This window comes from Vibrio tubiashii ATCC 19109 (assembly GCF_000772105.1).
Taxonomy (GTDB): domain Bacteria; phylum Pseudomonadota; class Gammaproteobacteria; order Enterobacterales; family Vibrionaceae; genus Vibrio; species Vibrio tubiashii.
Window position 1 is genome coordinate 181,087 of sequence record NZ_CP009355.1, and the last position, 15,288, is coordinate 196,374.

Consider the following 15,288-nt stretch of genomic DNA (forward strand, 5'->3'; position numbering starts at 1 on the left):
ACCGCATTAAGATTAATAAATGGTAGCGCTATCACAGTTTATGATAGCGCTACCAGATAGCGCTATCATTTGTGATCATTGTCCGGTTTTTCCACAAGGATCATCGTTAGAGTAGCGCCATCAAAACAACAAATCGGAAAGATCCAATGCTAAGTGAACTGATTACCTCTGATGTGATTCGAGTCCATGCTGAAGCTAGCGACTGGAAAGACGCTGTTCAAAAATCGTGTCAGGCATTGCTTGATAATGGCGCTGTTGAGCCAAGCTACGTAGAGGCGATTTTTCGCTCGCATCAAGAGCTAGGTCCTTACTATGTCGTTGGCCCTGGTATGGCGATGCCGCATGCAAGACCAGAAGATGGCGTTAATCGTTTATCACTTGCGATCACTGTGATTCAAAACGGCGTTAACTTTGACTCTGAAGGTAATGACCCTGTGAAGATGTTAGTGACGCTAGCGGCAACGGATAGCGATAGCCATGTCGGTGCTATTTCAAAACTGGCTGAGCTGTTTATGAATGAAGAGCATGTAGAGCAAATCTGCAACGCTCAATCTGTCGATGACGTTTTAGCCGTCATCAAGAATTACTAAAACATCACTCCTGACTATCACCCCTATAGATATCAAGAATAAAAAGGTACTGAATTATGAAAATTATGGTTGTTTGTGGACACGGTCTTGGCACGAGCCTAATGATGGAAATGAGCATCAAGGGCATCGTCAAAGAGCTTGAGATTAATGCAGCGGTTGATCACATTGATTTAGGCAGTGCAAAAGGCACAGATTGTGACATCTTTATTGGTACGAACGATATTACTGACCAACTGAAAGCACTCGATGTTGAACCGAAGATCGTCAGCCTAGATAACATGGTTGATAAAGTAGCAATGAAAGAGCGTTTATCTGCGGCTTTACAAGAACTTGGCGCACTATAGGGGGCCATTATGGAATTCTTTAGTTTCTTAATGAACGATGTCCTATCAGAACCTGCTGTTCTGGTCGGTCTTATCGCTCTTATCGGCCTAATTGCTCAGAAAAAGCCGGTGACTGAATGCATTAAAGGCACAGTAAAAACCATTCTCGGTTTTATCATCTTAGGCGCTGGTGCTGGCTTAGTTGTTACCTCTCTAGGTGACTTTGCGACTATCTTCCAGCAAGCGTTTGGTATTACGGGTGTGGTACCAAACAACGAAGCGATTGTATCGATTGCTCAAGAAGCATTTGGTAAAGAAATGGCGATGATCATGTTCTTTGCGATGCTGGTGAACATTTTGATCGCTCGTCTAACACCATGGAAATTTATCTTCCTGACAGGTCACCACACGTTATTTATGTCGATGATGGTGGCGGCGATCCTCTCTTCAAGCGGAATGAGTGGTGTACCTCTTATTGCATTAGGTTCTTTGGTTGTTGGCTCAGTGATGGTGTTTTTCCCAGCTATCGCGCACCGTTACATGAAGCAAGTGACAGGTTCTGATGATGTGGCGATTGGTCACTTCTCGACACTCTCCTACGTGCTAGCAGGCTTTATTGGCAGCAAGTTTGGTAATAAAGAGCACTCGACAGAAGAGATGAACGTACCAAAGAGCTTGTTGTTCTTACGTGATACGCCAGTCGCTATCTCTTTCACTATGGGCATCATCTTTATGGTGACCTGTATCTTCGCTGGTGGTGATTTTGTTCGCGAAGTGAGTGGTGGTAAACACTGGTTTATGTTTGCGCTGATGCAGTCGATTACGTTTGCTGGTGGAGTTTACGTTATCTTGCAAGGTGTTCGTATGGTTATCGCTGAAATCGTTCCGGCATTTAAAGGTATTTCAGACAAGCTTGTGCCAAACGCTAAACCGGCGCTCGATTGTCCTGTGGTATTCCCATACGCGCCAAATGCTGTACTGGTTGGTTTCTTATCTAGTTTTGCTGCGGGTTTGCTAGGTATGTTCCTACTTTACGTGATGGGCTTAACTGTGATTATTCCGGGTGTGGTACCGCACTTCTTCGTCGGTGCAGCAGCGGGTGTATTTGGTAACGCAACAGGTGGTCGCCGTGGTGCAATCTTAGGTGCTTTTGCTCAAGGTCTACTGATTACCTTCCTACCAGTATTCCTAATGCCAGTGTTGGGCGACCTAGGTTTTGCTAACACAACATTCAGTGACGCAGACTTTGGTGCAGTCGGTATCCTGCTTGGCTTGATTGTTCGTTAATATCAATCACTAGATACGTAAAAGCCTCCAACTGGAGGCTTTTTTGTTACAAACTTAAAAGTACAGCGACGCCGTTAAACAGATAGTTAACGCGATCGTCGCGTACCAAAAGTATTGTGAGCGATTGTCTGCAACGTGAACTCTGATGTAGTTAATCTCTTCGTTCGCTAGAGTGACAAACTCGTTGTAGTTGATGACTAACTCACTGCTTGATGCCTTGAGGTCTTGCTCTAGTTTGCTAAAAGCTGTATCGACAAACTTCTTTGCTTCTTCTATCGGTGCCGTAGGTGTGATTAGGTTGTTCCAAATCGCCATTCGTGACTGGTATTCATCTTCACTCACGCAGTTCAAAACTCGTAGATCATATTCACGTTTGTGACGCTCTTTCCCCATCTTCGCAGGGTCTATAGTTTTTAGTCGTTCCACGATAGCTTCTCCAAAAAGGTTATGCAGTAAATTGTGTTGGGCAGCTGTTATCTGCGGATGCGGGCATAGTAGGTAGGAGCGAAATTGATATCAAACGAGTGATTTTATCTAGACGACAAAAACTTTTGAGGATTGAGATATAGAATCCTGCTTTCCATTATTTCGCGAGCAAACTCGACTATAACTATAAGATAACTATTAACTTATTCACGGAACGTGAACTCTTGAATAGGAGCGAGACATGCCACAAACCGTTGCGATACAAGATCAGATCCCAAATAACCACTGCTATGGATGCGGAGCAGAGAACCCACTGGGTTTGCAGATCAAGAGCTATTGGCAATCAGAAAATGAGGCAAGTTGCGACTTTGTTCCTCAAAAACACCATTGCGCCGGACCAACTCATTTTCTCAATGGCGGCATAATTTCAACCATCATTGATTGTCATTGTGTCTGTATGGCTATCGCTAAGGGGTATCAACTGAATGGACAGGAAGTCGGGCAAGGGGAGCCTGTTTGGTTTGCCACGGGCAACTTAAACATCTCGTTCTTTAAACCTGTCGTAATGGATTCTACGGTGACTTTGAAAGCGAAAATTGTTGAAGCATTCGAAAAGAAGATAGTGCTTGAATGTGAACTTATCTCGCAAGGCAGCGTTTGTTGCCGAGCAGAGGTGATTGCGGTCAAGGTGCCGAATGAGTGGTTTCTGGCTGAGAAATAAGCTAAGTGACTTCCTTGTGAAAATCTCAAGTACTGCAGTGTTTTATGTGACGAATCCGAGAGAGTAAAAGAGAGTTCTCGTGGCAAGATGAGACCCATCGAAACGCTATTTTTTTTAATTCCTGACGCGATAGCATTGAATCCTCAGCCTAGAGAAGACCATCATGTCACTAGAAAAAATCCAACAACAGATGCACAACGGCGAAGTTTACTTTTCACATGAACAAGTACTGGTGGATGAGCAAACGCAATGTTTGGAGCGTCTTTATGACTACAACCAAACTCGCCCATCAGAAGTCGAAAAACGCAAACAGATCCTACAAGACTTCTTCGCTGAGATGGGAGAGAACTGCTATATAGAGCCGCCACTTCGCGCAAACTGGGGAAGGCATACCCATTTGGGTAAGCAGGTTTATGCCAATTTCAATCTGACTTTAGTAGATGACACCACTATCCGCATTGGTGATTACGTGATGATAGCGCCAAACGTTACGATTACGACCGCAGGTCATCCTATTGAACCCTCTCTAAGGAAAAAAGTGGGGCAGTTCAATATGCCAGTCACTATAGGTAACAACGTCTGGATTGGTGCAAACTCTGTCGTCTTACCGGGTATCACGATCGGTGAGAACAGTGTGATTGGCGCGGGAAGTGTTGTGACCAAAGATATCCCTGCCAACGTTGTTGCAGTTGGCAATCCATGCAAAGTGATGCATGAAATTGGTGAGCACGATAAAGAGTATTACTACAAGCAGCGCAAATTTAGTCCTGAAGTGAGTGCGATGATCGAAGAGTTCACGGGGTAAACCACCAGCTTTTTATTCAAGCATCTTAATCAGCTGTTCACGAATGGGATCGTAAACCTTTTCGGTTGACCACAAAAGCTCGACAGACCAAGCTAGGTGGAAATCATCCTCTACATCGAAGGAAATGATTTCTCCTGATTTAATGTCAGCATCAACCATTGAAAGGGGTAAGTTACTCCATCCAGCTCCATGTCGAGCTAGCTCCCTAGCTATAAAGAAGCTGTCTGAGTTTATAACGTTGTGGCTGTATACTTGACTCTCTACACCTAGGTTACGCAGTGGTGTCATCACTACTTGAGTCATGCTGCGTATCGTACTTGGTGAGAGTGGCTTACCTTGTTGGTAGCCGAATTGTTCTAAGTAAGCTTGGGTTGCGACACGTGTTAGCGGAAACTCCAAATAGCGAAAGCCGTTTATCTCTGCGGGTAAAGAAAACGTTGCCAGAGCAAAAGCCATATCTGCTTCACCATTAACAAGGGCTGTACGCACGGATTCAGTATCGCCTGTTTTGATCGTGACTTTCACAGAGGGCATAGCACGAATCAATTGGCTAATGGACTCTAACATGCCTAATTCTATTACTGAGGTGTCTATCACAATAACAGTGTTCCCTGTGTGACCTTGGAAAATACTGCTTACTTTAGTATCAAATAAATTTGCTTCGGTAAGAAAGGCTTTTGCATGGTCGTAGAGTGCTTTAGCTTGTTCAGTAGATTCAAGGTATCGGCTATGTCTCACAAACAAATCAAATCCTAAGTAATCTTCTAATGCACTGATTTTTCTACTGAATGTTGAAGCGTGTTGAGAGGATTTACTGGCCGCTTTAGCAAAGCTTCCCTGCTCATATACGTCAACGAATGCCGCTAAATACTCAAGGTTAAGGTTCATATCTCCTCCCATAATAGATTTGAGCATGCGTTTTTTGCACGCTTAGCAATTATGTCATGAAACTAAATTGGATTAAATTCCTTCTCAGACCTTACAGATTTTATGTCAAGCAATGTGCTTTAGGATGGTTCTTAACGCACTGACTCGGAGATTCATTATGAAACTTAAAGTACTTTCTCTTGCCGTCCTACTAAGCAGCTCTTTTATGGCGAATGCCGCGACGTTCAACAAACCTGATGCAGCATTCCTTGAAGGTGCAGCAGCGTCTGGTATGCCAGTTGAACTTTGGGACAGCGCAGAATACGCAGCGTCTTCTTTCCCAAATGCTTACAAATTTACACCGTCTTATCAGATCGAGCGCTCAGGTCTAGCTCCAGAACAGTTCAAGACTGACAAGTCTCTAGACTTCAACAAAATCATGGTTCCTGCAATTGATGGTGAGATGTCTCTAAACGATTTCTTACGTGATCGTGTAAAGAACCACTCAATGGTTGTGCTTAAAGGTGACCACATGCTTCACGAGCACTACTGGAACAACATGGATGAGCACTCAACTCACCTAGATATGTCTGTAACTAAGTCTTTCACTGCAATGCTAGCGGGTATCGCAGCGGCTGAAGGCAAATTAGACATGAGCAAGCAAGTAACTGATTACCTGCCTGAGCTTAAAGGTACAGCATGGGACGGTGCAACAGTTCAAGAAACTGCTGACATGCGTACTTCTGTAATCCAAGAGGTCCAAAAGCACAAATCTTGGGATACTCGCATGACTGACGCTCAAGGTTGGAACGGTGACTTCTCAGCAACTTACCCGAACGGTATCAAAGACTACTTCCCAATGGTTAAAGAAGTATCTGCGCCAATGGGTTCTAAGTACTCTTACCAATGCATCAATACTGAAGTGCTAGGTAAAGTAGTAGAAGCAGCAACTGGCGAGAAACTGGCTGACCTTCTAGAAAAGCAGATCTGGGGTAAAGTTGGCATGGCTGAAAACGCGCACTACCAAGCTGACTTCGCAGGTAATCCGGTAGCTTCTGGCGGTCTCAATGCAGCAACTAAAGACCTTGCACGTGTTGGCCGCATGCTAATGAACGGCGGTAAGAACTACAAAGGCGAGCAAGTGGTTCCAGCTGGGTTCATCAACGAAATCCTGGAAGGTAATGATGAAGTACGTGCTGCATGGCTGAAAGGTAAAGAGTCTGCTTTAGCTGAAGGCTGGTACAAAGATCAGTTCCGCTCTCTAAACATCAATGGTCGCCAGATTATGGCTATGGTGGGTATTCATGGTCAGGTCGTCGCGATGGATCACAAAACAGGTACTGTTGTAGCAATGAACGGTGGTTATCCTCAAACGGAAACACCACGCATGGTTATCGCTATCTTCTACAAAGCGTTGCCTGCAATCTTTGCAGCCGCTGACGAAGTAAAATAACGGTTGTGACAAATCACCAATGTTACTGATTAAATCTGGCTTCGTTTCAACGAAGCCAGATTTTAGTTGGCCTCATCAGGCTATACTGACATAGAGAGCGTTAAATTCTTTCTTCATTAATTTCATAAGTCGTTACACAACTCGACGTTTTAACGCTTTACATCTTAAGCTAAGCGTTGAACACTTCTCCCCGAAACTAAAATGAAGTGACAGAGTAGAGTCAGTAACAATTATGAGTAACACCACGACGAAAAAGTCGAATCCCCTATTCGAAATCCTGTTTAACGTATTTATACCTTCATTCATTCTAATGAAGTTCAGCGGCGAAGAGCATCTAGGCACTGTAATGGCATTGGTTGTCGCACTCGCTTTTCCTATTGTGTATGGCGGTATGGATCTTATCCGCAATAAGAAGTTCAACTTCATCGCTGCTTTGGGCTTTGTGAGTGTTTTACTGACAGGTGGTATTGGCCTGTTAGAGCTTGATACGCGTTGGTTAGCACTGAAAGAAGCACTAATCCCTGGTCTTATTGGCTTGGCTGTTTTGGGGTCAACATTTACCCGTTACCCATTTATGCAGAAGATGATCCTTAACGATACCGTGTTAAATCTAGCTTTGATCACTGAACGTTTAAAAGAGAATGGCAAGACGGATGCATTCGAGCGTTGCTTAATGTCGTCAAACTACCTATTCGCGAGTACTTTCGCGTTCTCTTCTGCGATGAACTATTTTCTCGCAACTTGGATTGTGACCAGCCCTGCAGGCACGCCAGAGTTTAATGAAGAGCTTGGTAAGCTCACTCTTTATAGTTATCCAATTATCGCGATTCCTAGCATGCTGATGATGTTTGGTATCTTCTACTACGTATGGCGTCAAATCCGCGCGATGACCTCATTGGAAACTGAGCAAATTTTTCATACGAAGTAGAAACAGCTTAAGAACATCAAGGGACGGAAACGTCCCTTTTTTTGTGTAATTCCACAGTTAAATCATCACGCCTGTTTCACCCGATTCCACTTTTTCTGCTCTTCGTTATATCGCTAGTACCCTCCCTTTTTCAGTTCTTAGAATTAATACTCGACCAAATAGAGATTTGTGATCCCTGCCAAATGCATATGCATTTATAGCATCTATGTTTATATCGAAATTTATAAACTCGATGAAAAGGAGATCAAAATGAGACGAGTTTTATCGATTGATGGTGGCGGCATTCGAGGGATCATTCCCGCATTGGTTCTTGCTAAATTGGAACAAGAAACAGGTAAACCATGCTGCCAACTCTTTGATTTAATGTGCGGTACTTCAACCGGTGGCATTTTGTCTATGGGTTTAAGTATCAATGTACCTGGGACTAATGAACCTTATAGTGCTACCGAGCTAGTAAAGATTTATCGCGAGCGTGGCTCAGATATCTTCCCGCGCAGTCGCTGGAAAGGTGTGACATCTGTAGGTGGCTTAACTGATGAAAAGTATCCTTCAGATGGCATTGAATCTGTACTGTTAGAGTATTTTCGCTCAGAGCCGTTAGAGAGTGCCCAAACTAAGGTTATGGTTACTAGCTATGACATTGAAGAGCGTGAACCTTTCTTTCTAAAAAGCTGGAACTCAAATACTCAGCAAGTACCGATGCGCCTAGCAGCAAGAGCAACGAGTGCGGCACCAACCTATTTTGAACCCGCTTTGGTTAAGGTTAACAACAAGCGAAGAGCATTAGTTGATGGCGGCGTGTTTATTAACAATCCTGCCGTTTCAGCCTATGTAGAGGCAAAAAAACTTTTCCCAGATGATGATATCAAGTTGCTCTCTTTAGGGACCGGAGAGTTAGTTCGAGAAATTCCGTTCAACCAAGCCAAGGATTGGGGCAAAGTCGGCTGGGCATTACCTGTCATGAGCTGCATGTTCGATGGTGTGTCTGATGCCGCAGATCATCAATTGAAGGTATTGCTAGGCCAAGACTACTTACGTTTACAAACTATCTTAGCGGATGCTGATGACGATATGGACAACGTAAGCAAGAGCAATATCAGTGCGTTAAGTCGTTTAGCAGAGCAACTTATCGATCAACAAGTCAATACACTTTTAGAGTTTTTGTCATAGCAGGAGGCGAATATGAATACGATCAAAGATTTAACTAAGGACGAGTTCAGAGACTTACTGGATGACTACTTTGCACCACCAGAAAAACGCATGAAACTCACAGCCGATGAAGCAAAAACACTTGCTCAGAAGCTCAATGCTGAAATTAATGTTCCTTTAGTGAGTGAGACTAGAGAGGAGAAAATATTGCTCAAGGTGGTGATCAAAGTAGACACCTTTTTATACGACAACTTGCCTAACGAGTTTTATGACTTAGTGAGAAGCCTAGATCAAGGCATTGACGATCAAGAAGCAGAGAGGCTAGTGAAACGTTTGACTTCGCTAGCGAATGACAAAATTGATATTCCGTACATTCCAGAAGCGGGGGAATATGTTGCAATCAAATTTGTCATCGGTGTCATTGTTAACTCTGCTCGCAAACATTGGGATTTCTTCAAGGCGAGCGAAGCTATGGAGTCTGACAAGATATTGCCAGCTTAGAAACCGGATAAGTGCACTTAGTGTTTAACCACTGTAGGAGACAAGATTATGCCAGCGACATCCGATTCAAGAGCCTACAAGCAACTCATTCAGGATCGTTACACACCTGATAAAATACGCATTCTTGCCGAAGGTGATTCTTGGTTTAATTACCCAAGACGCTATTTTATCTTCGGTAAAGATGCCAATGTTATTGACCATTTAGCAGATCGGAACAACTTGCTGATTTACAACACGTCGTCAAATGGAGATGAGGCAATTGATATGATTTCCGGCGATGAAAAGTTATCTTTGTTAAAGCGCCTCTCGCATAATGAGTTTGATCTATTGCTGTTTTCAGGCGGTGGGAATGACATTGTCGGTCGGTATGACTTTGGGTTCTTTATTAGAGATAAGCAGCCCGGCATGGATTGGCAACAATGCATACTCGAACATCGCGTAGAAATGAAGCTCAAGCAAATCGAAAATGCTTATCGAGTACTGTGCGAGCTAACGATGGAGTACTCAAAAAATCCAGATATTAAGATTGTCACGCATACCTATGATTTTGTTCAGCCTAATCCTACGGGCTTTGAACTGTTCGATATCATTCCAGTAGGTAAGTCTTGGGTCTACCCGTACCTAAAAGCCAAAAAGATAACCGATGCGAATGACCAAGAAAATATCATTAATCACCTGTTAACGCGATTTAAACAGCGGTTAATTGAGGTCGCTAATGACTATGAAATTCTGACGGTAGTTGATACCCAAGGTTTGCTCAATAGCGATCAATGGCGCAATGAAATCCACCCAACGTCTGAAGGCTTTGGAGTCGTCGCAGATCATATTTATCATCAGGCAATTGCTTAATACGTATAGAAAATCAAGGGGCGCTCATCGCCCCTTGACTTTTACAACTGTCGCCAAGAAGATTCTAACGCTGAGTAATCAGGTTTTTCTGATAGCCTTTCAATACTGACTAGTTTAAGAAGCTGGTTAAATGGCGAGGTATTTAAGAACTCGTCAATATGCGTGACGACGGCATCGTCATACAAAGCGCGATGACGAAATTGGATATATTCCAAACCAATATGTAGATACAGTGTTGCTAAGTTTGGATCCAGATAGACCTCTTTACCTTTACCTGACTCATCCATTTCTTTGTTTAGATTCGTTAGTGCCAAAATAATGCCTTCTTGCCCACGTCTGATCAACTCATTGTCTTGATCAGTAAAGCGAGGTAACACTGCGGTTCTAAAGGCGATTTCCATCAGAGTTTTCGCCGTTCCAAGGAGCTTAACTTGGTCAACATCGTTGAGCTTAACGTTCTTCAGTCCAGTTGGTTGATTGGTCTCAATTAAATACTGACTAACGCATATACTCTCTGTCAGGGAGTTCCCGCAATCTAGCTCTAGAGCGGGAATTAAACAAAACGGATTCACACTTTTTAAATTGCTTGGAGAGCTCCAAGGATCGACCCAAACCATTGAAAGAGAAGGGACATTCGACAACAAAGCTGTCGCCACAACCACACGTGAAAATGGTGAAGTATCATTTAGGTAGAGTTGCATAGAGAGTCCTTATTTCATTGAGTTATTCGCTGATTGCGTTTGTTCCGCGCAGTGTGTTGATGTCGATAAAATGCATACAAGTGAAAGTACTAGCGCATTGGCACTGAGAGCAAATAGGGTGTTGTAAGACGCTAAGTGGCTAAGAAAGTAGGCCATCAGAAAACCACCCACGCCTTGTGAAATAGCAAAAGCTAACGTCATTCCACTCCAAGCTTTGGTATGTAGCTCATAGCCCACGCATTCGAGCGTATAGGTGGACACAAGGGTGACTATCCCAGGGGTAAAAATGCCGACCAAGAGGGAAGAGATAAACAACAAGAATGGATGGGCGCTGAGTAAAGGAATAGCGACGCCTGCTGCTTTAAAGCTGAATGCGATACATAGAGAACGCTTGAGCCCAAACTTATCTCCTAAGCTACCTGTGATGAGTGGCCCCATAGCTGCACCCACGCCAAAGGTTGCCCAAAAGAACCCACCACTGGTGAATGACATGCCGAGTTCTCTAACAAGGTAATCGACCCAAAATAAAGTGTGTGGCAGATAACCAATTGCACATAAGCTGTAGGCGAGTGATATGAGGATGACATTTTTAACCTGAGGCTGAGAAAGCTGAGAAAATGACGCCTGAACGTAAGCTGCATTGGTAGGGGGGATGCGGGTGTCCCACGCGTTCCAAGTTAAAATGGTGGTGACGAGTGCTACGGCGCCCATCCCTACCCAAGCAGAAATCAAATCATATGAGATAAGTGCTGGCAGCAGTGTACCTGAAAGCATTGCTCCGATACCGATCCCAGAAAACACAACGCCGCTGACTCTGGCTTTGACGTCGGAACTGAATTGGCGAACAATCACTGGCGGAGCCGCAACCATGAGTAATGCGCCAGTGACACCAGCCAAGGTACGCCAAATATAAAACCAAGACAGGGGGGCGTCTTGCCACGCGCAAGCAAGGTAGCTAAAAGTGCTGATTAACATTGCGCTACGAATGAGCAGGCCAGAGCTGAAATAGCGAAGTAAAAGATTGGCCGCAGGCGCTCCTGCAATATACCCGATAAGTGTTGCTACGCCTAAATAAGAAGCATCACTTTCGCTAAACCAACCGCTTTGAATCAAGGCGGGCATCAGAGCTATGTAGGCAAAACGACCTATCCCATTGCCAATGAGTGTCGCGCCCAATCCCGCCATACTCGCTCGACTAACGATCTGTTTATTCCATAGCTGTATTGATGTGGTCATATCCGTGATTGCGAGGGGCTTTGCAACGAAACTCCCACGCATCGAGTGAGCGATTGCAAAAACCTGTTGTTCTCTACCTTGAGTTGTTTGTTTTTTGATACTGGCATTGAGTGCAAGTTGTTGCAATGGGGCTTTAGTCGCAGTTTCTAGTGCTAGTTAACCGAGTGGTGAACGCTTTTTAAGGATTGGGTGTTTGAATTTGCATAGCTAACAAGCGTGTACTCAAAGGTAGGTTCAATAAGCTCATGTTTCAATTGTAGGGGTAAGCCTGCCAGTTGCTCTCGCATGGCTTAATTATCTGATTTGAATTAGTGGGATATGGATCGATTACAGGCCATTAAAAACGCCAACCTAAGCTAATTTGAACTTAGGCTGGCGATGATTTGGCGTGTGCTATTCACCTAAAGCTTTACGCGCTAGCCTAGATGCGGCCGCTTTATGGCGTTCCATCAATTGATGGATATCGACGCCAATCACTTCACTGTTCATCACTCGCCAGTGACCTGCAACCATTACGCGGTCGGCTTGTTGAGCGCCACACAATAGCAGTGCTGCAAGAGGGTCATGACTGCCAGAGAAACGGATATCATCGAGCTTGAACATCGCAATATCGGCCTGTTTGCCCACGCTAAGCTCACCAATATCATTACGCCCCATCGCTTGAGCTGAGCCTTTAGTCGCCCAACGCAGCGCATCAAAATGGGATACGTTTGCCGAGCCATACTGTAGGCGCTGTAAGTACATCGCCATACGCACTTCGGCAATCATGTTTGAGCCATCGTTTGAGGCCGAGCCATCAACGCCTAGGCCGACTTTAACACCTGCGGCTTCTAGGTCATTGTTTTTACAAATCCCTGAAGCAAGCATCATGTTTGATGTTGGGCAGTGGCTAATACCCACCCCTGCTTGACCAAGTCTGCGGATCTCTTCGCTATTGAAATGGATACCATGGGCAAGCCAAGTTCTGTCATTTAGCCAGCCAACATCTTCGAGATAATCGACCGGGCGCATGCCAAATTGTTCGACACAGAAATCTTCCTCATCCAGCGTTTCACACAAATGGGTGTGCATCATGACATTCTCTTGCTTGGCGATGTGGGCGGTTTCTTTCATCAAATCTGTGGTGACGGAGAAGGGGGAGCATGGCGCGAGCGCGATTTGGGTCATTGCCCCTTCTTGTTGCTGGTGGTACTGGCGAATCAAACGGTAGCTATCATCGACAATTGCTTGCTCGGTTTGAATGGTATGCTGTGGCGGTAAGCCGCCGTCTTCTTCACCTAAACTCATTGAGCCACGAGTAAAGATGGCTCTGACACCAAGCTTTTGCGCCGCTTCGACCTGCAAGTCTATCGCGTGTTCTAATCCGTTTGGCAGTAAGTAGTGATGGTCAGACGCGGTGGTACAACCCGACAGCATCAACTCAACTAAGGCAAGCTCGGTCGCAACGCTCATCATCTCTTCATCTAGATTTGCCCAGACGGGATACAGGCTTTTGAGCCAATGAAACAGTTCTTTGTTTAACGCGTCAGGGTAAGCGCGCGTTAAGGTTTGATAAAAATGGTGGTGGGCGTTAACGAGCCCAGGTGTGACGACATGCCGAGAGGCATCAACCACATAATCAATTGAGTGGGACGGCGTCCCATGCTTTGGGATAAGTTCGACAACTTTGTTTCCCTGAACCACGAGACCACCTTGGGCGTCTTGCGTGTTTCCGGTATAAATTGCCAGTGGATTCTTAATCCAGATGGTTTCCATTCATAATAGTCCTTAGCCATCTCAGCCATTTCAGGGGAGAGGGTCTTAAACGTTTTAGTTACAGTTAAGCTAGCAAGTACTAGCGGTGTTATTGTTGTTAAGCTCAGGTTGATGTCGTGAGCTTAGGTCTCCTTTTGATGCCTTTGTTCTGATTAAAGTGAGTTTATTCTGTAGTCTTTGCTTCAAGTTTACTTTCTACCACTTGTGGTGCTTCATCATCAGACTTTCGGATGATCTTTTCTTCAACTTGAACCTTACTCTCTGTCAGTGCTTCACGAACTTCTTTGTTGGATGACTTAGGAAGAAGTTGATGGAGAAGAACCGTTGCTATGGTGCCCGTGGTAATGCCAGAGTGCAGGAAGTTAGCAATATCGTGCGGTAAGTGCTGAAGTAAACGAGGTTCAAAAGTCACGGCTAAACCTGATGCCAAACCGACACAGATAACCAAAGCGTTGCGTTTGGTGTCTGCGGCCATAATCAGCATGCGAATACCAGCGTAGGCAATCATGCCAAACATAACAAAGCCAACACCGCCAAGAACTGGTTTAGGAATGGTTACCGCGACGGCTGCAAGTTTAGGGAACAAGCCGCCTAAAATCAGCAGGCCACCTGTTGCTGCAACAACATATCGACTCGCTACACCAGTAATGCCCACTATCCCTACGTTTTGGCTGAAAGAAGCCAGTGGCATAGCGGTTAAAATCGAAGAAAGCGTACTGCCTAAGCCATCACCAAGCAGACCGCGTTGCAGATCTTTGCCCGAGATTTGTTTATTACAGTTGTTTGCTAGTGCCATAAAGTCACCCGTTGCTTCAGCAATGACGACAATATAAACCAAGCTCATGCTCACAATGGCGCTGGCTTGAAAGCTTAAACCGTATTTAAGAGGCTCTGGTCCACCAACCCAAGCGGCAGAGGTAATATCATCAAGGTTTACCATGCCTAGGGAGAGCGCGACGATGTAACCGCCCGCTAGACCAATAACAATGGCAGATGCGGCAACTGCGCCTTTACAGTAAACCGAGACTGCAACCACGATACCCAGTGAAACGATGGCTAAGAAAAGCTTTGGTAGAGTTGCAAAGTTTTCACTCGCAGCGGGCGCATCACCCACCCAGTTCATCGCAACGGGCAATATGGTTAAGCCGATTAGGGTGACAACAACGCCACTCACTACCGTTGGGAATAGCTTGCGGACTTTGTCCATATAAAAGCTAGCCGCAATCACCACTAAAGAGCCAACTAAAGCCGAGCCCATAATGCTAGCGACACCACCTTCGCGGCCAATGGCAATCGCCACACCTAAGAAAGCAAAACTAGAGCCCATGACAACAGGTAAACGAATACCGATAGGTCCGACACCAATACATTGCGCCATGGTGACGATGCCCGAAGCGAGTAGGGCGGCATTGATTAGCGAGACAATCTCTTCGTTGGGCAGTCCGATGGATGCGCCAACAATGAGCGGGACAGCCACAATACCACCAATGGATGCCAGCATGTGTTGCAAAGCGAGCAGCAAGGTAATGCCGTGTGGCGGTTTTTGGTTGAGTGTATACAGAAGTTTCATTGGTTATACCTCAGAGAGAATCCATTTTTCTCTCGTAGATTGGACAATTGACTTCTACAAACTACGTAGGGTCACGAATTTTTCGTATAGGAAGCTAGCCCGAACCCATGCTCAGGCTAGTTTTCAC

16 protein-coding genes are annotated in these 15,288 nt (G+C 44.9%); 10 read left to right on the forward strand and 6 right to left on the reverse strand.

Going from position 1 to position 15,288, the window contains the following annotated elements:
* Positions 1-146 precede the first annotated feature (146 nt).
* Genes IX91_RS15965 through IX91_RS15975 form a run of 3 tightly spaced genes read left to right on the forward strand, consistent with a single transcriptional unit; the run spans position 147 to position 2,200 of the window.
* Entirely contained in the window at positions 147-590 is a 444-nt protein-coding gene (locus tag IX91_RS15965) for a PTS sugar transporter subunit IIA (RefSeq protein WP_004744111.1), read from the forward strand.
* A 56-nt stretch (positions 591-646) separates the two neighbouring features.
* Entirely contained in the window at positions 647-934 is a 288-nt protein-coding gene (locus IX91_RS15970; RefSeq protein WP_004744110.1) for a PTS sugar transporter subunit IIB, read from the forward strand.
* A gap of 9 nt (positions 935-943) precedes the next feature.
* The gene (locus IX91_RS15975) at positions 944-2,200 is read left to right on the forward strand and encodes a PTS ascorbate transporter subunit IIC (protein ID WP_004744109.1); all 1,257 of its coding nucleotides are present in this window, start codon (positions 944-946) and stop codon (positions 2,198-2,200) included.
* A 54-nt stretch (positions 2,201-2,254) separates the two neighbouring features.
* On the opposite strand, the gene IX91_RS15980 is transcribed toward IX91_RS15975, so the two are convergent.
* Entirely contained in the window at positions 2,255-2,593 is a 339-nt protein-coding gene (locus IX91_RS15980; protein WP_038197699.1) for a hypothetical protein, read from the reverse strand.
* Between the two features lie 274 nt (positions 2,594-2,867).
* Between IX91_RS15980 and IX91_RS15985 the strand changes: the two genes are divergently transcribed.
* A complete protein-coding gene (locus IX91_RS15985) occupies positions 2,868-3,347 on the forward strand; it encodes a PaaI family thioesterase (protein ID WP_004744107.1) in 480 nt (159 codons plus the stop codon).
* 163 nt (positions 3,348-3,510) lie between these two features.
* Positions 3,511-4,152, forward strand: coding sequence for a sugar O-acetyltransferase (locus IX91_RS15990; protein ID WP_004744106.1), 642 nt, complete (start codon positions 3,511-3,513; stop codon positions 4,150-4,152).
* 12 nt (positions 4,153-4,164) lie between these two features.
* Here the strand turns inward: IX91_RS15990 and IX91_RS15995 are convergent, their stop codons facing one another.
* Positions 4,165-5,040, reverse strand: coding sequence for a LysR family transcriptional regulator (locus IX91_RS15995; RefSeq protein WP_004744105.1), 876 nt, complete (start codon positions 5,038-5,040; stop codon positions 4,165-4,167).
* Positions 5,041-5,197: 157 nt separating this feature from the next.
* Here IX91_RS15995 and IX91_RS16000 point away from each other — a divergent pair, with 157 nt between their 5' ends.
* From IX91_RS16000 to IX91_RS16020, 5 genes are all read left to right on the forward strand, one after another.
* On the forward strand, positions 5,198-6,472 hold the full coding sequence (locus IX91_RS16000) for a serine hydrolase domain-containing protein (protein ID WP_004744104.1): 1,275 nt from the start codon (positions 5,198-5,200) through the stop codon (positions 6,470-6,472).
* A gap of 232 nt (positions 6,473-6,704) precedes the next feature.
* Complete coding sequence (locus IX91_RS16005) at positions 6,705-7,400, forward strand: VC0807 family protein (protein WP_004744103.1); 696 nt, start codon at positions 6,705-6,707, stop codon at positions 7,398-7,400.
* A gap of 249 nt (positions 7,401-7,649) precedes the next feature.
* Complete coding sequence (locus IX91_RS16010; protein ID WP_004744102.1) at positions 7,650-8,570, forward strand: patatin-like phospholipase family protein; 921 nt, start codon at positions 7,650-7,652, stop codon at positions 8,568-8,570.
* A 12-nt stretch (positions 8,571-8,582) separates the two neighbouring features.
* Complete coding sequence (locus tag IX91_RS16015; protein ID WP_004744101.1) at positions 8,583-9,050, forward strand: hypothetical protein; 468 nt, start codon at positions 8,583-8,585, stop codon at positions 9,048-9,050.
* A gap of 48 nt (positions 9,051-9,098) precedes the next feature.
* A complete protein-coding gene (locus IX91_RS16020; protein WP_004744100.1) occupies positions 9,099-9,899 on the forward strand; it encodes a hypothetical protein in 801 nt (266 codons plus the stop codon).
* A 41-nt stretch (positions 9,900-9,940) separates the two neighbouring features.
* Here IX91_RS16020 and IX91_RS16025 read toward each other — a convergent pair whose 3' ends face one another.
* From IX91_RS16025 to IX91_RS16040, 4 genes are all read right to left on the reverse strand, one after another.
* Positions 9,941-10,600 carry a glutathione S-transferase N-terminal domain-containing protein gene (locus IX91_RS16025; protein WP_004744099.1) on the reverse strand — a complete coding sequence of 220 codons (660 nt, stop codon included), beginning with the start codon at positions 10,598-10,600 and terminating at the stop codon, positions 9,941-9,943.
* A gap of 9 nt (positions 10,601-10,609) precedes the next feature.
* On the reverse strand, positions 10,610-11,836 hold the full coding sequence (locus IX91_RS16030; RefSeq protein WP_174329849.1) for a YbfB/YjiJ family MFS transporter: 1,227 nt from the start codon (positions 11,834-11,836) through the stop codon (positions 10,610-10,612).
* A 393-nt stretch (positions 11,837-12,229) separates the two neighbouring features.
* Positions 12,230-13,591: an 8-oxoguanine deaminase gene (locus tag IX91_RS16035; RefSeq protein ID WP_004744097.1), complete on the reverse strand. Its 1,362-nt coding sequence runs from the start codon at positions 13,589-13,591 to the stop codon at positions 12,230-12,232.
* A gap of 163 nt (positions 13,592-13,754) precedes the next feature.
* Positions 13,755-15,161 (reverse strand): nucleobase:cation symporter-2 family protein, encoded by a 1,407-nt coding sequence (locus IX91_RS16040; RefSeq protein WP_004744096.1) that lies wholly within the window; start codon positions 15,159-15,161, stop codon positions 13,755-13,757.
* Between the last annotated feature and the right edge of the window lie 127 nt (positions 15,162-15,288).